Origin of the sequence: Gluconacetobacter entanii (assembly GCF_003206495.1) — a bacterium.
Lineage (GTDB): Bacteria > Pseudomonadota > Alphaproteobacteria > Acetobacterales > Acetobacteraceae > Novacetimonas > Novacetimonas entanii.
In genome coordinates, this window is sequence record NZ_NKUF01000015.1 from 54,192 (window position 1) to 75,248 (window position 21,057).

A 21,057-nucleotide genomic window follows, 5' to 3' on the forward strand; every position below is an offset into this window, starting at 1 on the left:
GTCAGAATGACGCGTGCACGGATCCGAAGAACTGCCGGGGCGCGCCTATGAACAGCGTGGGCGAGTCGCCGGACATCGGGTAGCCGAACAGGCCCATGCCGCCGACATAGGTGGTGTTGAAAAGATTGTAGATGTTGAAATTAACACCGAAATTTTTCATGAACCCGATCGATCCGAAATTATAGGATGCCGACACCCCGGCCAGCCAGTATGGCGCGACATGGGTGTCATTGACATAGGAAAGCGGGCGCGAACCGGTATAAGTCGCGTTGAAGCCCACCCGGGCCTGATGGTAGGTGTAGGACAGGCTGGTCTTGTACATCCAGCTTGGGTATCCGACCTGCTTTTTCCCCTTGAGGTTATAATAGGTGCCTTCATATTCGACGCCACCGCCATATTGTTCCTTGGCGTAGCTCATGCTGTTGAAGAACTCGAGCCCCCGGACCGGACGTAGCGTCAGGGTCGCGTCCACGCCGGTCATCGTCTCCTTGCCCGTGTTGACGAAGGAACTGATGGGGTCGGTCGGGGTTCCGGTCGTGATATTTTCCAGCCGGTTGTAATAATCGACGTGGTAGGCGTCGGCCTGCGCGGAAATCCTTTCGCCATTATAACGATATCCCCCCAGGTAGGTCCATGTGCGTTCCGGGCGTATCCGGGTCTTGACGGACTGGAATTCGGACTGGTTTTCGACGGACCATGCGCCGTCCGCCATCAGGAACGGGTTGTAAGTATAGGCGCGCATGTTTTCCGCGATGTCGATATAGAATTCATGATGCGCAAGGAAATGATAATCCAGCGCAACATGCGGCAGAAAGGCGCTGGCCGCCGTCAGGCTGCCACGGGGGAGTTCGGACTGCCCCGTCAGGGACTGGTTGTTATAAACGGCGCCACCATGCGTCGTGGCGATCAACGACCGGAAACCCGCACTGATCTGGAGGTTGGGCAGGATGTCGTAGGTATCTTGCAGGTGGAACTGGAACGTATTGGTATTGAAGGAATCCGAAAACCACGTCGCATAGGGATTGAGGAAAGGCCCCAGCGCATTGCGCGGCGTCCCCTGCCCGAGGGCTGGCTGGCTGTAGAGTTCGGCCGGGAACCAGTAGGAGTTGTTTTCATACCACACGCCTGTATCTATGTGATTTCTGGCGATGGTATAGCGAAAGGACTGCGTAAATCCGATCCTGCGGATGCCCTGGTGGCTGACGAGTTGGGAAAACGGTGCGCCAGTCGGGGACGGGAATGTCGGGCTGGCCTCATAATCGCCACTGGAAAGATGGGCGTACAGGACAGTGTTTTCTTCAAGGTTCGGTGCCAGTGTCAACTGGCTGGTGATGGCGGACAGGTAATTGCGCTGGATCTGCGCGCCGTCATATTGCGTGGCGTTGGATTCATCCGTTGCATTGCCCAGCGCGGCGATATCGGACGGGTAGTTGCCCTGCGCGGATTCATAGGCCGCAGCATAATTCGGCGTCAGGAAGTCGGAGCCCGTCGCACCGAATTTCTTCAGCATGTTCAGGCTGTAATTCATGTAATTGTACTGGTCGAACTGCGACCAGTTGAAGATGGCGCTGATCTTGCCGCGATCGTGGATCGGCTGGACGAGCTTGAAGTTCGCCTGGTATTCCAGTTTGTCGCCATAGCCCTTCCACTTGTCGTTGTCGGTGCGGGCGAAACTGGCGCGGAATTTCGTGCCCGTCGCATTCAGGACGCCACTATCGACACTGCCAGATGTGCGGAATGTCATGTTGCTGCCGAATGTCTGTGACAGGTTTCCACCTGCCTTGTCCGCAGGGTCGGACGTGAAATAGCGGATCACGCCGCCCAGGTTTTGCGCCGATGCAACATTAACGGCCCCGGCCCCCTGCGATACGCCGATCGATGAAATGTTGTCCTGTATCGCGGCTTCGTTGATGTCCAGGCCGTTATATTGCATGAAACCCTGATCGCCCAGGGGAATGCCATCCAGCGTTGCGCCGATCTGTGACTGCGTAAACCCGCGCAGGTACAATGTGTTGGCGACCCCATCCAGGCCAAAAGGATCGTCCGAGCCAAAGCTTACGCCCGGCGTGGTCGCGGCAAGGACCTGAAGCGGACTTGTTCCCGGTACAAAACGGTCCATGACCTCGCGGCTGACGAACTGCTCAGGCCCGTGGGAGACATGCCGGCTTCCCGATACCGCGATGGATTCCACGCTTGGCGCGGCGCCTGAATGCGGCAGGTGCTGCCCATCATGGTGGCGCACCCTGTTCCCGCTGGCGATGCGGTGCGCGGTTGCGACGTCTGCCCCATAGGAGCGTCCAGTCCATACGGCCACCGTCGAGAACAGAAATAGACTAAACGCTTTCATGTGTTGAATCCGATATAAACTAATACCGTTCGTATTAATCGGCTTCTATATGCGATAAAATATCGTGTCAACACGTAATATTTTTCACATACGATAATTAAAACCATAAAAATAGTGAAATAGGGACCGCATTCCCTGCCCGGGAATGTTGCAGGTATCTCAGGGATTTAACCGCCGTCGCCTTACCGAAAGGCATGGCCCTTTGGAAATCGGTAATTCTTGGCAACAGGGGCCGCGTACGCGACGCCCCCTCGCATGACGGAGCGGTAGAGGACGGGCCAGTCGCCGCGCGGCGCGCTGCCGCCGCAGGCGCGTTGCAGGGTCATGCGGGCCAGCACGAAATGCGTATGGTCCCAGCGCCACGCCGCCTGCATGCCGCAATCATCCAGCGCCCGCCCCATCTGCACGGTGCCCAGCGTGCCCGTGGCGGGGTCAAGGTCCGGGTTGGTCAGGACGGGCCCTTGATCGCCGCTATCGCCCGGATCCAGCACCGGCACCGGCAGCCGCGCGGGCTGTACCGGTCCGTCCGGCGTGCGCGACGCCACGAACAGCAGCGAACTGCCCTGATACGGCCCCATCTCGCACCCCATGATGACAAGGGCGTTGCGATCATCCAGCCCATGGACACCATTTTTCAGGAATCGCCGCATCCTGTCGCCGGGCGGGGCGCAGTGCTGCGCGCGGATGAAGCGCGCCTGCGTCCTGCGTGCCCGCGCCATCAGGCGGTGCTGCTCCACCCGGGAAAGCGTCACCGTGGGCGCGGCGGGCAGGACGGCGGGCGCAGGCGCGGCAGGGACGGCGCTGGCGCGACGGGGGCCGCGTTGTACCAATGCGGTCCGGCCCCCCGCGCGGCCCTGCCGGTCGTCAATACCGGACAGCGCCGCGACCATCCCGTCCAGCGGCACCGGGCCAGCGTCCGCCCCGACATGCAGGGCCACGCCATGGCGCAGGGCATCGACAAAGGCGGCGACGGCGGCAGGCCGGTCGGTCGTCAGGGATGCGCCATCCCCCGCATACACCCATGCCCCATCCGGCAGCACGAGCGTCCGGTCATCCACGCGGACCGCCGTACGGGCAAAGGGCGCGGGCGCGTATATCGTTACCGTGGTCCGCGCCGCCGGGCCTGCCGCGCGGGTGAAGACGACCTCCGCGCCGCTATTGCTGTCCTCGTCAAAGCCGCGCGCATCGCACGACAGCGTGTTGTCGCATGCGACTGACCATGCGCCATGGGTGGCATAGGATGGCGCCGCCGCCCGTGCGCACCCCATCAGCAGCAGGCCGATGCACAGGCCCGATATCGCGCCCTGAAGGGTCCGTATGGCCGTCACAGAGTGTTCAACTGATGGATTTGATGAAGGCCGGGTCGTCGAGCAGCCTGGTGCAGATGGCCGATATTTCGGATTTCAGTTCCTGCTGGAGGCGGGGGAAGGAGCGTTCGAGCTTGTAAAACTTATAGATCAGGAAAAAAATCATAAACCCCCAAAGTAATTCCGAGAGCCATGGCCCCCTCGTGCCGTGCTGCATGAGGTTGCCTATAAACGTTATCAGGAAGTAGGGTACGCCACAGATCCCTAATATGAGGCTGGGTATCTCGAACCAGTTGTGCATCCGCAGTTCCCGGCTGGCATAGGCGGCGAATAGTGGGTTTCCGTACCCGCGCCCGGATATGGACATCACCATCTGGGTGGTCCCGGCCGCTTCGTTGCGGACCATCAGGTAAGGACCAGTATCTTGCCCCTCAACGCCGCCCCACAATACGGTGACTTCCTGTCCGGCCCTGACCGGGACATCAAGGGTGATCTCCGTTTCCCTGCCGCTTTCGGCGATGACCCAGAACTCTCCACGCTCGACGCTGCTGCTGCTTATGCCTCTCCGCGCGCTTCCATAGACATGTGTCTCCGACCATTTCTGGTTGCCAGCAACCGTACCATGAATGCCCTTGATCCAGATCTTTGTGCCGCGTGAAAGCGTAATATCGACCATCTATTTGTCCAATTCCGGCTGAGTGCTGTAATCATGTCGTGATAGAATGTTTCATATCGTGGGAAAACCCTTCCCCGAAAAAATATGCGATTGACACACCTTTTCCGGTATGGCCCGTAAATAGGTGAGTATGACAGTGTTTTGTGCCTCCGGGGCAACGCCCCTGAAACCCCGTTAAAGGGTATTGCCCTGTAAAGACCATTATTTGGCCGAAACGGGTCGGGGGTTGCGGCTTTTCCATGCCATGACGGCCAGTTCCATTTCCGCGCGGTTGCGCACCGCATCCCTATCCCCGCCCTGTCATGGACACTTGGCGGGGGTCAGGTTCCCTTTCCGGTCGCGATGTCATGCGCCGGATTGTTCCTGATTTCCTGCCTTTCGCAGGCATCGGCAGTCACGTGCGACGTCACCTGACGGGTTTCCTGTCTCACCACGGAAATTCCCCATACGGCACGGCCTCTGGGGCTTTGCCCCCGACACCCCCACCAAAGGGCATTGCCCTTTGGAAACCATGATGTTTGACGAAGCAGGGGGCCATTCATGCGTCTGGGGTTGCATGCGCGGCCCTGCGCCAGAACGTGTCCAGCGCATTCAGTCCCGCGCGCAGCGTGCGCGTGCGCAGGCCGACGGGTTCGTCCATGCCGCATGTGGCGATGACGGCGCGGCGCTGCGCTGCGCTCAGGCATGACAGGGCCTCGTTCAGTTCCAGCACCGCCCACGTCACCGGGTCATGCCCGCCCGCCGGGCCGCGCGTGGCCCCCGTGGTGGGGCGATAGGACTGCGTCAGGGGCGTCTGCCGCGCCGCGCGCGCCCACAACCCGCGAAAGCGCAGGCCAGCGCGATACTGTGCGGGATCTATGGCGCTGTTGGCGCGGTAAAACAGCCGGTCAAGCATACATTCGCACCGCACCCGCCGCACCGCCTGCGCCGGGGTGTGTGGCGTGGTGACGACCATGTCGTACACGACCTCCCGCGCCCGCGCAGCCGGGCCGGGTGCGCCCATGTCGGGACGCGGGGAGGTGGGGGAGTGAAGACGGGGCATGTGGGGGATTCCTGAAAACGGGTTGTGCTGTAAGGATGTTGAGGAAGCCGGGCGGCTTGCTCCGGACCCGGCAGGGATCACGATCCCTGCACCCTGATTCGTTAAAAGTCATGGTTTCCAAAGGGTAATACCCTTTGGTGGGGGTGCGGGGGCAAAGCCCCTGAAGGCAGTCGGCACATGCCACACCCGGGCGCTGCCCGGACCCGGCAGGGATCACGATCCCTGCACCCTGATTCGTTAAAAGTCATGGTTTCCAAAGGGCAATGCCCTTTGGTGGGGGTTCGGGGGCAAAGCCCATGAGGGCACCCTTCACGCCCGCTCCCCCAATGCCAGCAACCGCCGCAGGTAATGCTGCTCCGTGCGGATGCGTTGTGCCGTTGGGTACAGCAGGGCGTGCAGTTCGCCGGGCGCGGGCCAGCGTGCGCCGGTGGGGTATCCGTTGCGGGGTGGCTGCCGGCACCAGGCCATGCGGGTGGCGGGCGTCCATGCGCCCAGGGGGATGTCGGCGCAGACCTCGGCAATCGCGGCGGTCTGTCCGACCACCAGTGCGGATGGCGGCGGGTTGCTGACCAGTGGGGCAAGTTTCTTCAGCCACGCGGCAATGACCACCGGCGGGGCGGGGCGGGCGGCGATGTCGGCGTGGGCCATCTGCGTGCGCAGGGCGTGCAGGCGCGTGGGCGTCAGGTCGCGCGGCAGGATGGCGATCCCCGCGCGCAGGGCCGCCACCAGTCCGCCGACATCGCCCGTCGCCGGACGCCACGCGCACCCGTCGGGCACGGTGGCGGGGATGTGCGCATGCGCGGTGGTCATGTCGTGCATCATTCAGATCCCCCGCAGGTTCGGGATCGCGTCCCACGCGGCAAGGTGCGTGGCGCGCGCCGTGCCATCGCCGCCGGTGCGCTGGTGCAGGGAGGCACGGACCCACGCCACCGGGTCCGCCGGGCGCAGGGCCTGCGCATCATGCAGCACCCCGTCCAGCAACGCCGCGTCATCCCCCGCCATCTTCATCCACTGCCCCACCAGTGCGCGCGCCTGCCGCGTCCCGCGCCCGGTCAGGTCGCCCGTGCGTGCGATCATCCCCGCCACATCCCGCGCGCCGGCCCCCGGCGGACGCGCCGCGGGGCGCGCGGCGGTGGGGTCACTGTCACTCTGACTGTTGCTGTCCACGCCGGATGAAACGCGTTTCGCGGGCGTGTTGTCGTGTGTGTCGCTGGGCATGTCGAGGGCATCGGCGCGCGCATCACGCCAGCGGCGCAGGCGTTCGGCATCGTCATTGCGGCGGCGCTGCGCCCGGAGGCGGCCGACATGGGCGCGCACGGCCTCCCGCGCCAGTAACGGATGGTACAGACGCCCGTCCGAACAGGCGACGAACCCGTCCAGCGCCCGCCCCCGCACCCGCCGCCACGCCCGCAGGTCGCGCCCGAAATCCGCCAGCGTCGCCAGCGCACGGTCATCGCGCGGCAGGCTGCCGGCCGGGACCTGGTTCCACGCCGCCCACCACAGGCGCAGGGCCGCGCGGAATTCCGCATCGGTACACTGGGTATAAAGCCGCCCGCAGAACAGGCGATGCCCGAACAGGGGCATGAAGTCATACCCGCGCAGGTCACATTCCGGCGGCGACAGCGGGGCCGGGGCATTGGGGGGGATATCGGTTTCGCCGTTCATCCAAACATCGTCCGGCAGGTCGGGCACAGGCGCAGGAAACGCCCATCCGCAATGAACGGCGCGTCACAGTTCAGGCAGGTGCGCCGGACCTCGTCCGTGCGCAGGGTCGCATGCGTGCCCGCCCGGTGCAGGCGCAGGTGCCGCAACCGTGTCTCCATCGTCTTGACGTTCAGGTTCAGGCGGCGCGCCGTCTCCCGGTTGCTCAGGCCGCCTGCCCGCAGGCGCGCGACCTCCGGGTCCAGGCGGGACCAGTCAATGCGCGGCGGGCGCGTGCGGCGGCCCGCACCCGGACGCGGTGACGCCGCCCGGATGCAGGGGGCCGGATCTCGGTCCGGCTGTGTGTGCATTTTTTTCATACAGATTGGTGTGCGATAAATGCGCACGAAAGGCAAGCGAAATTTTTGCACGGTGGCGGTCCGTGTCCTCAGGGGCGTTGCCCCCGAACCCCCACCAAAGGGCATCGCCCTTTGGAAACCATGACTTTTAAACAGATCAGGATGCAGGGAGCAGGCTCCCTGCCGGGTCCGGAGCAAGCCGCCCGGGTGTGACGTGTGCCGACTGCCTCAGGGGCGTTGCCCCCGAACCCCCACCAAAGGGTATTGCCCTTTGGAAACCACGACTTTCAAACGAATCAGGGTGCAGGGATCGCGCTCCCTGCCGGGTCCGGAGCAAGCCGCCCGGGTGTGGCGTGCGCCGACAACCTTCCCCCTTGTGCCTTTGTGCATAAAAATCGCACAATCATGCCTCGGACCAGACATCAGGAGGGCACGGTCATGCGGTTTGGGGAAGTGGAGGCGTGGGCGATGCGGTATGAGGCGCAGTTGCTGGCGCGTCTGGTGCGACTGGGGCAGATCCGGGCGGAACTGTCGGCCACGCGCTTTGACGGGACGTATGACGGGGCGGACCTGCTGGGCTATCTGGAGGATGAGTGCGATACCCTGCGCACGGCGCTGGCGCGGGTGGGGCAGGAGGCCGCGGACCGTGCGCATGACGCGGCGGAAAACCGCGCGGCCGATGCCTCCGACGCCGCGCGGGACCGGCGGCTGTGTGGGGGATGACCTCCCGTGATTCAGGGGGTACTTACCCGTTATCCACAGGATTGTGCGTGAATCCTTCCCCAGAATCTGTGGAAAAGGCCCACCGGCCCTTCCCGAAATCCCCTATTGCGGCAGCGCGTTGTAAAGCGTCTCCTGCGCGCGGTCCATCATGCGGGTGAACAGGCGCGGCGTGTCCAGCCCCTGCGCCAGCATCAGGGCGCCATGGATGGCGGCGATGGTGTCTTCGGCCAGGTAGGTCGCCTGCCCCCCGGTCACGCCAGCGCGGCGCAGCATGTTGCGCAATGCCACGACCCAGCGGCGGAAGAACACCTCGATCCGGCGGGCGAACAGGGCACGGGTCGCGGCCTCCTGCGTGAAGGCGGCAAACAGGCTGCCGCGCCGTCCCGCGCGGTACCACTGCGTCACGGCAGCGAACATGCGCGCGATCGCGTCATCCGGCGCGGCGGTGTCCAGCACGGTGAACACGTTGGCGCTGAACCAGCCTTCGACCTGGGCCAGGACCTGTTCGGCCATGTCCTGCTTTCCGACGGGAAAGAAATGGTACAGGCTTCCCTTGCCCTTGCCGGTGGCCTGCGTGATCTGCGACAGTGACGTGCCGGCATATCCGTGGGTGCGGAACAGTTCCCCAATCCGGGCAACGGTTTCGGCATGATCGGGAAGGGGGCTGCTCATGGGTGTCCTTGTCCGTTCTGGCGTCAGTCTCGCCCGCGCAGGTTACAATAAGTGCAGCCCCAACGGAACAGACCCCCATTGCGTTGCACATGTGCGTCACGTGACGGGCAGGGGAACGGGATGCGGATTTGAACGACATTTGTGTTGCCAGGCACAAACGAAACGAATATGGATCGTTTTTGTACAAAGTTCAGTATTGCGATGTAAAAACTGATATTCTGGATGTATCTATAAAAGTAGAAACGAAATGCATCAAAATTTTTATGCATCCCGGTCTTCAGGAGCCGGAATATGATCACCGTTCATATTGAAAACCACGTATGCCTGCCATGGCTGTTTTGTATGGCGGACAGGTCCGGCCGTGAATATTCGACGAAAATCCGGCGAAATTCCTGGATTATTGTCGCGCGTTAACCTTTATTTATCCATATGGATGCAATCCATTTTCAGGCGAGTGCGGGAGATATGCTGATCATGAAGCATCATCATTTCCATGTTTGTGGCGGACAGATCTGGACCCCCCTGTTCCGGGGCCGGGAAAAACGGATCGTACTGGAATGTTCCATCGGTCGGGTCGGGTTCGTGACCGACACGCAGAAACCCGACGATGGCATTATTTATGAAACCATCAACGAATTTCAGAAATGGGTCATCATCCACGAAGCCGCCGCGATACAGTGGGACTGACTTCGGTCTGTCGGCGTGCCGGGGCGCGGTTTCGTTTTTTGCTTGAGGGATGTCAGGTTTCGCGACATATTGCGCTTACTCGGTCAAGGGTGCGCCCGCGACCTTGAGGCACCAGCCACATGCCAGGATGTATCCGGGACACCGCTTTCGTAAAAAGGGGGCGGTTCCCGCAAATGCCGGTATTTTCATCGGATAAAGTTATGACGGAGGACCGCCCATGCCCGATCACGGCGACGGCGCATCCCCCCAGCATGCGCTTGAGGCGGTGCTGCGCGGCCATCGCGACGTGGTGGTGGCGGCGCTGCTGGACCTTGCGTGCCATGCGTCGAGCGAGGCGACACGCCTTGCCGCGTTAAAGGAGATGCTCGACCGGGGCTGGGGCAAGGTCGCCGCCAGCAGCGCCGACACCCCGCCCGCGCCGGGTGCGCCGACGCTGCTGATTGCGCCAGCACTGCTGCGGCCCGCCCCGGCGGCGGGGCAGGACACGCAGGCATGACGGTGATGCGTGTCGAAATCCCGCCCGCCTGCGCCGGCCTGCTGCGTCCCGCGCGGTACAAGATCCTGTATGGCGGGCGCGGCAGCGGCAAGAGCTGGACGGTGGCGCGGGTGATCGTCGCCATGGCCGCCGCCCGGCCGATGCGCATCCTGTGCTGTCGGGAATATCACAGCTCCATGGCCGATTCGGTGCGCCGCCTTCTGTCGGACCAGATTGCGGCGCTGGGCCTGGGGCCGTGGTTTCGCATCCGTGAAAACCTGATGACCACGACCTGCGGTTCGGAAATCCTGTTTCGTGGACTGGGCCGCAATGTGGAGGCCATCAAATCGACGGAGAAGGTGGACCTGTGCTGGGTGGAGGAAGCCCAGACGCTGAGCCGTGCGAGCCTCGACATCCTTCTGCCGACCATCCGCGCGCCGGGTTCGGAAATTTGGTTCACCTACAACCCGGAGCGCGAGGACGCGCCGATGCACCAGATGATGTGTGCCCTGCGCGATGATCCGGACGCGATCGTGCGCCGGGTGGGATGGCGCGACAACCCGTGGTTTCCCCCCGAACTGGACGCCGAACGCCGCCGCATGCTGCGCCACGACCCCGATGCCTATGACCATGTGTGGGAGGGCGAGTGCCGGACCCGCAGCGATGCGGTGGTCTTTGGCGGGCATGTGGAGGTGGCAGAATTCACCACCCCGCCCGACGCGCGGCTGTATTTTGGCGTGGACTGGGGCTTTGCGCGTGATCCGACGGTGATGGTGCGGTGTTTCATCGCCGATGACATCGTGCATGTTGACCACGAGGTGTTCGCCACGGGGGTGGAGATGGACGAACTCGCCACCCTGTTCGACCGGGTGCCGGGATCACGCGACTGGCCCGTGCGCGCCGATGCGTCGCGGCCGGAAACGATCAGCTACCTTGCCACGCGCTTTGGCTTTCGCATCACGGCGGCGGCGAAATGGCCCGGGTCGGTGCAGGACGGCATCGCCCGCCTGCGTGCGTTCCGCCGCATCCGCGTCCATCCGCGTTGTGAGAACATCGCCCGGGAACTGCGGATGTATTCGTGGCGCGTGGACCGTCTGACGGGCGATGTGCTGCCGGTGCTGGCCGATGGGTGGGACCACGGGATTGATGCCCTGCGTTATGCGCTGGATGGCGTGATCCGCAACCGTCGGCGCATGCCGGCCTTTACGGCGGCGGCGTTGCGGGGGATCTGAACGCTGTCCCTCATGGGCGTTGCCCCCGAGACCCCCACCAAAGGGCATTGCCCTTTGGAAACCAAGACTTTTAACGAATCAGGGTGCAGGGATCGCGATCCCTGCCGGGTCCGGGCGGAGCCCGGGTGTTGCACGTTAGGACTGTCCTCAGGGGCGTTGCCCCCGAGACCCCCACCAAAGGGCATTGCCCTTTGGAAACCATGACTTTTAATGAATCAGGGTGCAGGGAGCGCGCTCCCTGCCGGGTCCGGGCAGCGCCCGGGTTAGGGAAAAAACACCATGAAACACTGGTTCCACCGCGCGCCCACGCCGCCCCGCGTGCGGCGTGAACCGCGTGTCGTGCCGCGTGCGGACGCCATGCCGCGCTTTGGCCGGGCGGCATCCACCCTGCCGCCCGATGCGCGGGACGGGCTGCGGCCCTATGTCCCGCCGCCGGGGGTGCGCGGGGTGGGGGCGCTGGCGATGGACCGGGCGCTGTCGGGGGTGCATGACTGGGCCGGGGATGGCCTGGGCGACGGCGACGGGGCGTTTGGCGATGCGCTGGGCTTTGTCGGCTATCCCCTGCTGGCGCAGATGATGCAGCGCGCGGAGTTCCGCAAGCCGGTCGAGGTCATCGCGCGTGAGGCCACGCGCGAATGGATCCGCATCACCACCCCCGAAACCGACGCGCCGGACGATGCGCTGCTGGCGCGCATGACGCAACTGCGTACCGAGATGCGGCGCCTGCGCGTGCGCGAGGTGCTGCGCCGGCAGGTGATCCACGCGCTGGGCTTTGGCCTTGGGCATGTGTGGCCGGACATGGGCCAGCCGTTAAGCAGCGCGGGACAGGGCGCGCCGCTGGTGATCGGTCCAAACGGCATCGCCCGTGGCGCGATCAGGCGTTTTCTGAATGTGGAGCCGCTGTGGACCACGCCCGACAGCTATAACGCCGACATGCCGCTGCGTCCCGATTACTTCTGCCCGCGCGCGTGGTGGGTGCAGGGGACGCTGGTGGATGCCAGCCGTCTGTTTTCGATGGTGCCGTTCGAGGTCTCGGACATTTTCAAGCCCGCCTTCAATTTCGGCGGTCCCAGCCTGACGCAGATGCTGCGCACCTATGTCCACAACTTCCTGCGCACGCGCCAGTCCGTGTCCGACCTGGTCAGCAACTTTGCGACCAAGGTGCTGAAGACCGACATGGCCGGCGCAATGGGGGACGAGGACGGCCCCGCGCAGGTCGATACCGACAGCCTGACGGGCCGGGTGGAGGCGATGAATGCGTACCAGTCGAACCACGGCACCTTTGTCATCGACCGCACGCACGAGGATTTCGCCATCGTCGCCACCCCGCTTTCGGGGCTGAGCGAGTTGCAGGCCCAGTCGCAGGAGTTCATGGCGTCCATCCCCGGCATCCCGCTGGTCAAGCTGTTCGGGATCCAGCCTGCCGGGCTGAATGCGTCGTCGGATGGGGAAATCCGGGTTTTCTATGACGAGATCACGGCATTTCAGGAGGCCCACATCGCCCCGGTGCTGGACCGGATGTTCCGCATGGTGCAGCTGCATCTGTGGGGGGAGGTCGATCCCCGGCTGGATTTCGCGTTCGTGCCGCTGTGGCAGATGGACGATGCGCAGCGCGCGGACATCGACCATGCCCGTGCCCGCATCGACGCCCTGCGCGCGGCGGCGGGCGTCGCCCCGATGAAAGGAAAGACATGACCGGCATCCTTGCCCATGACCGCATCGGTTCGGTCCGTATAACGGACGAGGACGGGCGGCTTTATGTCGCGCGCACCCATATTTCAAAGGCAGGCGTCAACACCTACCGGGGGTCGGAAATCCCCGGTCATGCGGCGCTGGGCCTGCGGGCGGACGCTCTGTACCGCCTGTTACGCGCGCCGGACGAACTGGCGCGCGCGGCCCCGACGTTCAACGCCATTCCCGTGCTGGCGGACCATGCGCATGTGTCGGCGGACAACCCGCGCCGCGACATCACCGTGGGGGCGACCGGCACGGACTGCGCCTTTGATGATCCCTACCTCGACAACGCGCTGGCGATCTGGGACGCCGATGCGATCGCGATGGTGCGCGATGGCGGGCGGCGCGAACTGTCCTGCGCCTACCGCTATGACGCGGACATGACGCCGGGGCGGTGGCGTGGACAGCCCTATGACGGGGTGATGCGCAACATTCGCGGCAACCATGTCGCCCTTGTCCCCGCCGGGCGCGCGGGGCCGGACGTGCTGGTGGCCGATTCCGCACTACAGGAGAACATGATGGCACCCATACCCGAACCCGATGCGACCTTTACGGTGCAGGTCATCGGCCACGCCCTGCGCACCGGCGCACTGACGCCCGACACCGCGCCCGATGCGCTGTCGGCAGCGCTGCTGGCCGCGCGCGCGGAACTGGCGGCAATGCCCGCAGAACCCCCGCCGGAGATGGCGTCCGACGCCGCCGTGCGCGACGCCGTGGCCCGCGCGCTGGACGCCGAGCGCACCCGACTTGGCGCGATCGAGGACGCACGCCGCGCCGTCCGCCCCCTGGTGGGGGAGGTGATCGGCATGGACAGCGCGGACGCCATCTACCGCTATGCCCTGGCGCAGGCCGGGCATGACGTGGCGGGCGTGCATGCGTCGGCCCTGCGCCCGATGCTCGATATGGTGATCGGCACGCGTGACGCCGCCCCCGGTGCGGCGCTGGCTGCCGACGCCGCGCCGGATTTCAACACGCGCTTTGGCGTGACCCGTGCGCCGCGCGTGCTGTAGGCGTCCTCCCACGCCCTGATCCGTTAAAAGTCATGGTTTCCAAAGGGCAATGCCCTTTGGTGGGGTTCGGGGGCGAAGCCCCTGAGGCAGTTGTCGCACGCAACACCCGGGCTCTGCCCGGACCCGGCAGGGAGCGCGCTCCCTGCACCCTGATCTGATTAAAAGTCGTGGTTTCCAAAGGGCAATGCCCTTTGGTGGGGGTTCGGGGGCGAAGCCCCCGGGGCCAGCGCCCCCGCATGCGGTTTTACTGAACAAACATGGAGGCTGTACATGCCTTTTCCCAATACGGTCAATTACAACTGGCCCGTATCCTTTCCGGGTGCGTGGGCGTCTGAAAACCCGCGCCGGTCGGTGCTGGCGTGGGCGAATGGCCTGCGGGCGGGTGATGGCGGCGTTGCTGTTGCGGCGTTTGCGTGGGTGCAGGCGGACGGGGCGTCGGTGCTGAACACGCCGCCGTCCGATGCGACCGCCTCCGCCAGCGCCAGCGCGAGTGTCGCGGCCGGTGCGGTGTCCGCCATTGCGGTCACGTCCGGCGGCGCGGGATACGTTTCTGTCCCGACCGTTACACTGTCGGGTGGCGGCGGCAGCGGGGCGCAGGCCACGGCCACGCTTGCCAACGGCGTGGTCACGGGCATTATGGTCACGGCCCCCGGCACGGGATACACCACCGCGCCGACGGTCACGATCGCGGCCCCGGTGGCGACGCCCGCCGCACCTGACGGGTTTGTCGTGCGTGAACAGCAGGGGTTGATGACGCAGTACCTGCAGGAAGCGACGATGACCATTCCGCAGGGCTTCATGGTCACGCTGGCCGATGGGGGCGACGTGTTCTGCGCCTGTGCCGATGACGCCGCGCGGGGGGACGTGGTCTGCGCCTCCATTACGGACGGGACGATTACCGCCACGGCCCCCGGGGCGGACGTGCCCGACGGATACGTCGCGACCGGCTGGCGCGTTGCCCTGCCTGCCACAACCGGCGGCCTGATCGCCATTACGAAAGCTGCTTCCTGATGAACGCATCCCTGTTTCGCAACGACGCGCCGGTGCTGGCGCGGCAGTATGGCATCCACCTTGATGGCGTGCGGGAATATTTTCCCGAAGGCGGCCTGGCGATGGATGCCGATGGTGCGGTGACGGCGGCCAATTCCGGCGTCCCGGCCATCTTCACCACCTATACCGACCCGGTGGTGATCCGCGCGCTGATCGCGCCCACCCGCGCGGCCCAGATCTATGGCGAGGTGCGCAAGGGCGACTGGGTCACGGACACGGCGATGTTCCCGGTTGTCGAACTGTCGGGGCGCACGGCGGCGTATGGCGATTACAGCGCCGATGGCGAGGTGGACGCCAACGCCAACTGGATCAGCCGCCAGTCCTTTCATTACCAGACCTGGACCCGCTGGGGCGAGCGCGAGGTCGCGCGCATGGGGGCCGCGCGCATCGACCTTGTGAACCAGCGCAACCTTGCGTCGATCTCCGTGCTGGGGAAACAGCAGAACCTGACCTACCTGTTCGGGGTGGCGGGGCTGGAATGTTACGGCGCGCTCAATGACCCGCAGTTGCCCGCCGCGATCCAGCCGCTGCCGAAGGTTTCGGCCAACGGCACGGCGACAGGCTCCGCCGACTGGCTGGCGATGTCCGACCCGTTGCAGTGCTTTGACGACGTGCTGCGGCTGTATGCGCAGCTTGTGACCCAGATGGGCGGCAACCTGACGCTGGAGACGCCGATGACGCTGGTGCTGCCGACCGAGCGGCAGCAGTGCCTGCTCTATGCCAACCAGTACAACGTCAAGCTGCGCGAGCTCCTGTCCGAAAGCCTGCCGAACCTGCGCATCGAGACCCTGCCCGAGGCCGGGACCGCGCTGGGCGGTGGCATGGTGGCAAGCACGATGATGCAGTTGTTCGTCAACGAGGTCGAGGGACAGGCCAGCGTGTCCACCGGCTTTACGGAAAAGATGCGCGCGCACGCGGTGGAGCGTCACTCCACCTCCGTGCGGCAGAAGAAGTCGCAGGGCACGTGGGGGACGCTGTGGTTCTACCCGCAGGCCTGCGCCACCATGACGGGGATCTGACGGATATGGCGACAGCGAACACAACGGTCACGGTCCTGTGTCGCATGCCCTCCGGGCTGGTGCTGGACCTGTATGACGATGCGATGCTGGCGGCCCGCGCGGGGGAGATGCGGCGCGGGCATGGTGCCATGGCGCCCCCGGTGCCGCGTGCGTCGGTGCGCCTGGCGGGTGCGCGGCGCGACCCGCGTTACCACCCGCGCGACAACCGCCTGCTGGGCATGGCGGGCCGGACGGAGGTGCCGGCCGAGTTCTGGACCGCATGGTGCGCGCAGAACCCGGACTTCGCGCCGTTGCGCAATGGCCTGATCGCGGCGGAACGCACGGCCGATCGCGCGACATCGTGGCTGCGTGAACATGGCGGCACCCGCACGGGGCTGGAACCGCTGGATCCCGATGCGCTGCCGGTGGTGGGCGTCACCCGTCGCGACGCGGCATGAGTGGCGGCGTGGCGTTCGATTACGCAACATGGGCGCAGCGTTTCCCGCTGCTGGCGGCGCAGGTGAACGCCACGCAGGCCGCCGCATATTATGCGCAGGCCACGCTGGTCCTCTCGCCGCGTGCCCGCACCGCGCAGGATATGGCGCGGCGGGCGGTACTGCTGAACCTGCTGGTGGCGCATATCGCGCAACTGGAGGTGCAGGTGGCGCAGGGCAACAGCCTTGTCGGGCGGGTCAGTGACGCAACGCAGGGCAGCATCACCGTGCGCACCCAGATGGAGGGGCAGGCGCCTTCCGCCGCATGGTTCAACCAGACCCCGTACGGCGCGCAGTTCTGGGCCATGTCGCGCCGCCTGCGCCTGGCGCGCTATGTGCCCGGCCGCCCGCAGCGGGCCGCCGTGTGGCCGTGAGTATGAGGGCGATACCCGGGCTCTGCCCGGACCCGGCAGGGAGCGCGCTCCCTGCACCCTGATTCGTTAAAAGTTCTGGTTTCCAAAGGGTAATACCCTTTGGTGGGGTTTCAGGGGCAACGCCCCTGAGGCAGTCGGAACATGCGACACCCGGGCGGCTTGCTCCGGACCCGGCAGGGAGCGCGCTCCCTGCACCCTGATTCGTTAAAAGTCATGGTTTCCAAAGGGCAATGCCCTTTGGTGGGGGTTCGGGGGCAACGCCCCTGAGGGAACAAGGACCAACCGACATGAACCTCTTTGGTGCGGCCTGCGGGGCGGTATGCGCGGTTGGGCCGGGTGTTCCGGCCATGCTGAAGCTGTCCACCGGCAGCGCGGGCAATGCCGACTTCACCCGCACCGCGCAATATCGCGAGGTCCCGGCGACGATCTGGGTGCAGGCGCTGTCGTCGGACGAGTTGCAGCATGTGGGCGATTTGAGCCAGCAGGGCGCGCTGCGGGTCGTGTATGTCGCGGGCGTCGTGGGCGGCATGGACCGTGCGGCGGGCACGGGCGGGGACATGGTGAATTTTGACGGCGCGGACTGGCTTGTCGTGCGCCAGATGGAACAGTGGGGGACGGCATGGTCGAAGCTGATGGTGCGCCGCCAGACGTGACGGAGGGCACGGTGCTGACGGCGCTGGGGCAATGGCTGTGCGCCACCCTTTCGCTGTCGGCGGACGCGGTGATGGTGGGGCAGGTCAACCGCGTGGCCCCGCTGTGCGGCACGTTCGCCATCATGACGGTGGCGGGGCGGGGGCGGATCGCCACCAACCGCACGACCTATGGCGCGGGGTGCCGCATCGTGTGGATGCAGCAGCGCATCGACGTGCGCGTGGACCTGCATGGCCCGGGCGCAGGCGACGGCGCGGGGCGGGTGGCGCTGCTGTTTCGCGACCCGGCGTGTGCGGACTTCCTGGCGGGGTTCGGGAGCATCGCACCCCTGCATGCCGACCCACCGGTGCAGCGCGATTTCGTGTCCGACGCCGCGCAGTACGAGGACACATGGCAGGTCACGCTGTCATTGCAGGTCAATTTCACCGCGACCTTCGCGCAGGAGTTCGCGGACACACTCAATGTCGGGATTTTCGAGACCGACGCAACCTTTCCACCGGAGTAAGATATGGCCGGCATTCCTGTTTCTTCCATCGTCCGGGTCACGCCCGGCGTCCTTGCGGCGGGGGGCGGTGTCGCGTTCCTCAACGGGCTGGTGCTGTCGCGCAATGCGGGGCTGCCCGCGTCCGGCGTCACCGTGTTCACCTCCGCCGCCGATGTCGCGGCGATGTGTGGCGAGGACAGCGTCGAATACGACATGGCGCAGGTCTATTTCACGGGCTACACCAACGCGGCGCAGACGCCGTCCACCCTGCTGATGGCCGCGTGCCCCGCCTTTGCCGATGCGACGCAGGCCACGGCCACCGCCACGCTGTCGGCAGGTGCGGTGCAGTCCATCGCGATTGCCGATGGCGGCAGCGGGTATGCCACCGCCCCCACCGTCACCCTGTCGGGCGGCGGCGGCACCGGGGCCACCGCCACGGCGACGGTAACCGATGGCGTTGTCACCGCGATTGCGGTCAGCGCGGGCGGCAGCGGTTATACCTCTGTCCCGACCGTTACACTTTCTGCCCCCGCGGCGGGCGCCACGCCGGGGACGGTGATGGATGCGCTGGTGGCGGGCAATGCGGACTGGACCGGCTTCACCACCGCGTTCGAGCCGTCGCTTTCGGACAAGCAGGCGTTCGCACAATGGACAGCGGCGCAGGGTTCGCGCTTTTGGTACGTGCAGTGGGATACCGACCCGCAGGCGGCGGTGTCCGGCACGACCGAAGCCTTTGGCGCGTGGGTTGTGGCGCAGGACATCGCAGGCGTCTCCCCCATCTATGCCGACCCGATGGTCGCAGCCCTTGCGCTGGGGTGGATGGCGTCGCTGGACTTTTCCGCAACATCGGGGCGCACGACGCTGAAATTCCGGCAAAACGGCCTGATCACCCCCACGGTGGCGACCGCGACGCTGGCGACCACGCTGGCGGCCAATGGCTACAGCTATTACGGCAGCTATGCCGGGTCGGGGACGGATTTCCAGTTCCTGTCCGATGGCGCGGTGTCGGGGCCGTTCGCGTGGGCCGACAGCTATATCGGGCAGGTGTGGCTCAACGGTGCGTTCCAGTTGGCACTTGCGAACCTGCTGCTCAATACCGGGCAGATTCCGTACAATGCCGATGGCGACGTGCTGATTGCCGCAAGCGTGCAGGACACGATCAACCAGGCGCTGGCGTTCGGGCTGATCCGCGCGGGCGTCACCCTGACGGCGGCGCAGCAGCAGCAGGTCAACAACGCGGCGGGGCGGACCATTTCCGACACGCTGGCGACGCGGGGATGGTATTTCCTGCCTGGTGCCTCCACCGCCGCCGCCACCGTGCGCGCATCGCGGGCCTCGCCCCCGTGCCAGTTCTGGTACACCGATGGCGGGTCGGTCCAGTCCATCAGCCTGTCTTCGCTGGAGGTGCAGTAATCCATGAGCGACTATAACATTTCCGACGCCAACTCGGTCTTTACCATTACCGTGAGCAGCCTGTTCAACGCGCCCGTCACGCTGTCGAATTACAGCGCCGACCGCGCGTTCGAGGTGGAGCAGCGCGAACTGGTGGAGACACAGATGTCGGTCGATGGCTACCTCTCCGCAGGGTGGGTGCCGCAGCCGGTGCGCCAGTCCGTCTCGCTTGCCGCGAGTTCGGATAGCTGCCTTGTCTTTGAATCCATCGTCACGGCGCAGGATGTCGCGCGCACGATCTATCGCATCGGGGGTGAAATCCAGTTGCCGTCCGTGGGCCGGCGCTACACGCTGCTGCGCGGGGTGCTGCGTGCGGCAAGCCCGCTGCCCGGTGCGGGGCGGGTGCTGGATGCGCGGCGGTTCGACATTTTGTGGGAGCGGGTCCTGCCCGCGGCGCTGTAATGGCGCTGAAATCCATCGAATACACCGTGGCGGAGGAGGGCGAGGACCAAGGCAAGGTCTTCGTCATCACCCGCATGAGCGCGTTCGACGCCGACCGCTGGGGCCGCCATGTGCTGCATGCAGCACTTGCCGGTGGCTACCGTGCGCCCGATGGCGACGACGCGGCGGAGGGGATGGGCAGCATTGCCGAGGCGGGCATGCGCATCTTCGGCATGATGGCGCCGGAGGCGGCGGACACGCTGCTGGACCGCCTGATGCAGTGCGTACGCATCATCCGCGACCCCGCCCATCCCGCCCCGCAGCCGGTCATCCCCGCCGACATACAGGAGGTCGGGACCGTGGGCCTGTTGCAGATGGAGGCGATGAAGCTGCACACGGATTTTTTTTCCGGCGCAAGCGTGTTCATCTTCCTCCCCGTAGCCCAGCTTCTGCTGGCGGTGGGCGAAGACGCGCGGAGTGCGCCAACGTCTCGCGCGCCATCGCCTGCGTGATCGCGTCGCGCCTGGCGCGCCTGCATGAACTGCAGGACGTGTATGACACCGAAGACCTGTATGACCTGCTGGAAATCGCGGCGGTGGATGCCTGCAACCGCATGACGGAGGAATGAGTGCCATGACCCCTGCCGCCTGTCTGAACGCATGGCATGAGGCGCTGTCCCCCGACCATGCCGCGCGAAGCCGGCGCATGCTGGTCGCGCTGGCGGCGGGGCAGGGGCGGCGCAGGCTGGATGCAAGGGCGTTGCGCGCGCTGCTCGACATGCTTGCGGGCGGGGTGGGGGGCGTCCTGCGGCGGGCCGTCATGGGCGGTCTCGTCATGGCGCCGCCCGCCCTGTCGCGTGGCGCATCCCCCGTCCCGTCCCCCGGCGGCGCGATGGCCGGCGGTGGGGCGCCGGGGCCTGTGCCACCCGGACGGATGGCGCCCGAACACGAACCACCGGAACACGAACTGCCAGAGCGGGAGCCGCCGGGGCGGGAAACATCGGAACACGAACCATTGGCGGCGGCGGCATGGACGACGGGGGCATGGACGGCGGGCCGGGCGCATGCCGTGTCGCGCCGCGCGGCACAGGCCGCCGCAGCCTTCGCCCCGCCCATGGTTTCGCGGCACCGCGCGCACGATGCGATGGCCGCCGCCGCACGGATGGCGGGGGGGCGGCGACCAGTGCCGAGGGCCGCCATCGTGGCCGTGACGCACGACGCACCCGCCCCCCCACGCGTGCCCACGCCCGCGTCCACGCCCGCGTCCCG

24 protein-coding genes are annotated in these 21,057 nt (G+C 65.7%); 16 read left to right on the plus strand and 8 right to left on the minus strand.

Features of this window, described 5'->3' with window-relative positions; translation table 11 throughout:
- Position 1 precedes the first annotated feature (1 nt).
- From CFR72_RS08545 to CFR72_RS08575, 7 genes are all read right to left on the minus strand, one after another.
- Positions 2 to 2,347 carry a TonB-dependent receptor gene (locus CFR72_RS08545; RefSeq protein WP_244182223.1) on the minus strand — a complete coding sequence of 782 codons (2,346 nt, stop codon included), beginning with the start codon at positions 2,345 to 2,347 and terminating at the stop codon, positions 2 to 4.
- Positions 2,348 to 2,529: 182 nt separating this feature from the next.
- On the minus strand, positions 2,530 to 3,675 hold the full coding sequence (locus CFR72_RS08550) for a DUF1176 domain-containing protein (protein WP_110913554.1): 1,146 nt from the start codon (positions 3,673 to 3,675) through the stop codon (positions 2,530 to 2,532).
- 7 nt (positions 3,676 to 3,682) lie between these two features.
- A complete protein-coding gene (locus tag CFR72_RS08555) occupies positions 3,683 to 4,330 on the minus strand; it encodes a hypothetical protein (protein ID WP_110913555.1) in 648 nt (215 codons plus the stop codon).
- A gap of 538 nt (positions 4,331 to 4,868) precedes the next feature.
- Complete coding sequence (locus tag CFR72_RS08560; RefSeq protein WP_146220687.1) at positions 4,869 to 5,372, minus strand: hypothetical protein; 504 nt, start codon at positions 5,370 to 5,372, stop codon at positions 4,869 to 4,871.
- Between the two features lie 309 nt (positions 5,373 to 5,681).
- The gene (locus tag CFR72_RS08565; RefSeq protein ID WP_146220688.1) at positions 5,682 to 6,182 is read right to left on the minus strand and encodes a hypothetical protein; all 501 of its coding nucleotides are present in this window, start codon (positions 6,180 to 6,182) and stop codon (positions 5,682 to 5,684) included.
- A gap of 12 nt (positions 6,183 to 6,194) precedes the next feature.
- Complete coding sequence (locus CFR72_RS08570; protein ID WP_110913558.1) at positions 6,195 to 7,037, minus strand: DUF1376 domain-containing protein; 843 nt, start codon at positions 7,035 to 7,037, stop codon at positions 6,195 to 6,197.
- Positions 7,034 to 7,384 carry a helix-turn-helix domain-containing protein gene (locus tag CFR72_RS08575; RefSeq protein ID WP_233044308.1) on the minus strand — a complete coding sequence of 117 codons (351 nt, stop codon included), beginning with the start codon at positions 7,382 to 7,384 and terminating at the stop codon, positions 7,034 to 7,036. The genes CFR72_RS08570 and CFR72_RS08575 overlap by 4 nt, the downstream gene beginning before the upstream one ends.
- A 426-nt stretch (positions 7,385 to 7,810) precedes the next feature.
- Between CFR72_RS08575 and CFR72_RS08580 the strand changes: the two genes are divergently transcribed.
- A complete protein-coding gene (locus CFR72_RS08580; RefSeq protein ID WP_110913559.1) occupies positions 7,811 to 8,095 on the plus strand; it encodes a hypothetical protein in 285 nt (94 codons plus the stop codon).
- A gap of 102 nt (positions 8,096 to 8,197) precedes the next feature.
- Here the strand turns inward: CFR72_RS08580 and CFR72_RS08585 are convergent, their stop codons facing one another.
- Positions 8,198 to 8,767: a TetR/AcrR family transcriptional regulator gene (locus tag CFR72_RS08585; protein ID WP_110913560.1), complete on the minus strand. Its 570-nt coding sequence runs from the start codon at positions 8,765 to 8,767 to the stop codon at positions 8,198 to 8,200.
- A 474-nt stretch (positions 8,768 to 9,241) separates the two neighbouring features.
- On the opposite strand from CFR72_RS08585, the gene CFR72_RS08590 reads away from it, so the two are divergent.
- The 15 genes from CFR72_RS08590 to CFR72_RS08660 all read left to right on the plus strand — a co-directional run.
- Entirely contained in the window at positions 9,242 to 9,454 is a 213-nt protein-coding gene (locus tag CFR72_RS08590) for a hypothetical protein (RefSeq protein WP_146220689.1), read from the plus strand.
- Between the two features lie 217 nt (positions 9,455 to 9,671).
- Entirely contained in the window at positions 9,672 to 9,950 is a 279-nt protein-coding gene (locus CFR72_RS08595; protein WP_110913562.1) for a hypothetical protein, read from the plus strand.
- Positions 9,947 to 11,161: a PBSX family phage terminase large subunit gene (locus CFR72_RS08600; protein ID WP_110913563.1), complete on the plus strand. Its 1,215-nt coding sequence runs from the start codon at positions 9,947 to 9,949 to the stop codon at positions 11,159 to 11,161. Before CFR72_RS08595 ends, CFR72_RS08600 begins: the two co-directional genes overlap by 4 nt.
- A 279-nt stretch (positions 11,162 to 11,440) precedes the next feature.
- Positions 11,441 to 12,856, plus strand: coding sequence for a phage portal protein (locus CFR72_RS08605; protein WP_110913564.1), 1,416 nt, complete (start codon positions 11,441 to 11,443; stop codon positions 12,854 to 12,856).
- Positions 12,853 to 13,905: a DUF2213 domain-containing protein gene (locus CFR72_RS17805; RefSeq protein ID WP_208629995.1), complete on the plus strand. Its 1,053-nt coding sequence runs from the start codon at positions 12,853 to 12,855 to the stop codon at positions 13,903 to 13,905. Before CFR72_RS08605 ends, CFR72_RS17805 begins: the two co-directional genes overlap by 4 nt.
- 270 nt (positions 13,906 to 14,175) lie before the next feature.
- Complete coding sequence (locus CFR72_RS08615; RefSeq protein ID WP_110913565.1) at positions 14,176 to 14,916, plus strand: structural cement protein Gp24; 741 nt, start codon at positions 14,176 to 14,178, stop codon at positions 14,914 to 14,916.
- Positions 14,916 to 15,974, plus strand: coding sequence for a DUF2184 domain-containing protein (locus CFR72_RS08620; protein WP_110913566.1), 1,059 nt, complete (start codon positions 14,916 to 14,918; stop codon positions 15,972 to 15,974). Before CFR72_RS08615 ends, CFR72_RS08620 begins: the two co-directional genes overlap by 1 nt.
- A gap of 5 nt (positions 15,975 to 15,979) precedes the next feature.
- On the plus strand, positions 15,980 to 16,411 hold the full coding sequence (locus CFR72_RS08625) for a hypothetical protein (RefSeq protein ID WP_110913567.1): 432 nt from the start codon (positions 15,980 to 15,982) through the stop codon (positions 16,409 to 16,411).
- Complete coding sequence (locus CFR72_RS08630) at positions 16,408 to 16,821, plus strand: DUF4054 domain-containing protein (protein ID WP_110913568.1); 414 nt, start codon at positions 16,408 to 16,410, stop codon at positions 16,819 to 16,821. The genes CFR72_RS08625 and CFR72_RS08630 overlap by 4 nt, the downstream gene beginning before the upstream one ends.
- Before the next feature lie 287 nt (positions 16,822 to 17,108).
- Positions 17,109 to 17,474 (plus strand): hypothetical protein, encoded by a 366-nt coding sequence (locus CFR72_RS08635; RefSeq protein WP_110913569.1) that lies wholly within the window; start codon positions 17,109 to 17,111, stop codon positions 17,472 to 17,474.
- Positions 17,441 to 17,977, plus strand: coding sequence for a phage neck terminator protein (locus tag CFR72_RS08640; protein ID WP_146220690.1), 537 nt, complete (start codon positions 17,441 to 17,443; stop codon positions 17,975 to 17,977). The genes CFR72_RS08635 and CFR72_RS08640 overlap by 34 nt, the downstream gene beginning before the upstream one ends.
- A gap of 3 nt (positions 17,978 to 17,980) precedes the next feature.
- Positions 17,981 to 19,369 (plus strand): DUF3383 domain-containing protein, encoded by a 1,389-nt coding sequence (locus CFR72_RS08645; RefSeq protein ID WP_110913571.1) that lies wholly within the window; start codon positions 17,981 to 17,983, stop codon positions 19,367 to 19,369.
- Between the two features lie 3 nt (positions 19,370 to 19,372).
- Positions 19,373 to 19,810: a phage tail fiber protein gene (locus tag CFR72_RS08650; RefSeq protein WP_110913572.1), complete on the plus strand. Its 438-nt coding sequence runs from the start codon at positions 19,373 to 19,375 to the stop codon at positions 19,808 to 19,810.
- On the plus strand, positions 19,810 to 20,301 hold the full coding sequence (locus CFR72_RS17530) for a hypothetical protein (RefSeq protein ID WP_110913573.1): 492 nt from the start codon (positions 19,810 to 19,812) through the stop codon (positions 20,299 to 20,301). Before CFR72_RS08650 ends, CFR72_RS17530 begins: the two co-directional genes overlap by 1 nt.
- Positions 20,302 to 20,422: 121 nt before the next feature.
- A partial coding sequence (locus tag CFR72_RS08660; RefSeq protein ID WP_408869963.1) for a hypothetical protein occupies positions 20,423 to 21,057 on the plus strand: 635 nt, incomplete at its 3' end.

What these genes read in the sequence shown, in the direction of transcription:
- CFR72_RS08545 (WP_244182223.1), bottom strand. Translation starts at nt 2,347, where the DNA reads ATGAAAGCGTTTAGTCTATTTCTGTTCTCGACGGTGGCCGTATGGACT.
- CFR72_RS08555 (WP_110913555.1), bottom strand. Translation starts at nt 4,330, where the DNA reads ATGGTCGATATTACGCTTTCACGCGGCACAAAGATCTGGATCAAGGGC.
- CFR72_RS08560 (WP_146220687.1), bottom strand. Translation starts at nt 5,372, where the DNA reads ATGCCCCGTCTTCACTCCCCCACCTCCCCGCGTCCCGACATGGGCGCA.
- CFR72_RS08565 (WP_146220688.1), bottom strand. Translation starts at nt 6,182, where the DNA reads ATGACCACCGCGCATGCGCACATCCCCGCCACCGTGCCCGACGGGTGC.
- CFR72_RS08570 (WP_110913558.1), bottom strand. Translation starts at nt 7,037, where the DNA reads ATGAACGGCGAAACCGATATCCCCCCCAATGCCCCGGCCCCGCTGTCG.
- CFR72_RS08575 (WP_233044308.1), bottom strand. Translation starts at nt 7,384, where the DNA reads ATGCACACACAGCCGGACCGAGATCCGGCCCCCTGCATCCGGGCGGCG.
- CFR72_RS08580 (WP_110913559.1), top strand. Translation starts at nt 7,811, where the DNA reads ATGCGGTTTGGGGAAGTGGAGGCGTGGGCGATGCGGTATGAGGCGCAG.
- CFR72_RS08585 (WP_110913560.1), bottom strand. Translation starts at nt 8,767, where the DNA reads ATGAGCAGCCCCCTTCCCGATCATGCCGAAACCGTTGCCCGGATTGGG.
- CFR72_RS08590 (WP_146220689.1), top strand. Translation starts at nt 9,242, where the DNA reads ATGAAGCATCATCATTTCCATGTTTGTGGCGGACAGATCTGGACCCCC.
- CFR72_RS08595 (WP_110913562.1), top strand. Translation starts at nt 9,672, where the DNA reads ATGCCCGATCACGGCGACGGCGCATCCCCCCAGCATGCGCTTGAGGCG.
- CFR72_RS08600 (WP_110913563.1), top strand. Translation starts at nt 9,947, where the DNA reads ATGACGGTGATGCGTGTCGAAATCCCGCCCGCCTGCGCCGGCCTGCTG.
- CFR72_RS08605 (WP_110913564.1), top strand. Translation starts at nt 11,441, where the DNA reads ATGAAACACTGGTTCCACCGCGCGCCCACGCCGCCCCGCGTGCGGCGT.
- CFR72_RS17805 (WP_208629995.1), top strand. Translation starts at nt 12,853, where the DNA reads ATGACCGGCATCCTTGCCCATGACCGCATCGGTTCGGTCCGTATAACG.
- CFR72_RS08615 (WP_110913565.1), top strand. Translation starts at nt 14,176, where the DNA reads ATGCCTTTTCCCAATACGGTCAATTACAACTGGCCCGTATCCTTTCCG.
- CFR72_RS08620 (WP_110913566.1), top strand. Translation starts at nt 14,916, where the DNA reads ATGAACGCATCCCTGTTTCGCAACGACGCGCCGGTGCTGGCGCGGCAG.
- CFR72_RS08625 (WP_110913567.1), top strand. Translation starts at nt 15,980, where the DNA reads ATGGCGACAGCGAACACAACGGTCACGGTCCTGTGTCGCATGCCCTCC.
- CFR72_RS08630 (WP_110913568.1), top strand. Translation starts at nt 16,408, where the DNA reads ATGAGTGGCGGCGTGGCGTTCGATTACGCAACATGGGCGCAGCGTTTC.
- CFR72_RS08635 (WP_110913569.1), top strand. Translation starts at nt 17,109, where the DNA reads ATGAACCTCTTTGGTGCGGCCTGCGGGGCGGTATGCGCGGTTGGGCCG.
- CFR72_RS08640 (WP_146220690.1), top strand. Translation starts at nt 17,441, where the DNA reads ATGGTCGAAGCTGATGGTGCGCCGCCAGACGTGACGGAGGGCACGGTG.
- CFR72_RS08645 (WP_110913571.1), top strand. Translation starts at nt 17,981, where the DNA reads ATGGCCGGCATTCCTGTTTCTTCCATCGTCCGGGTCACGCCCGGCGTC.
- CFR72_RS08650 (WP_110913572.1), top strand. Translation starts at nt 19,373, where the DNA reads ATGAGCGACTATAACATTTCCGACGCCAACTCGGTCTTTACCATTACC.
- CFR72_RS17530 (WP_110913573.1), top strand. Translation starts at nt 19,810, where the DNA reads ATGGCGCTGAAATCCATCGAATACACCGTGGCGGAGGAGGGCGAGGAC.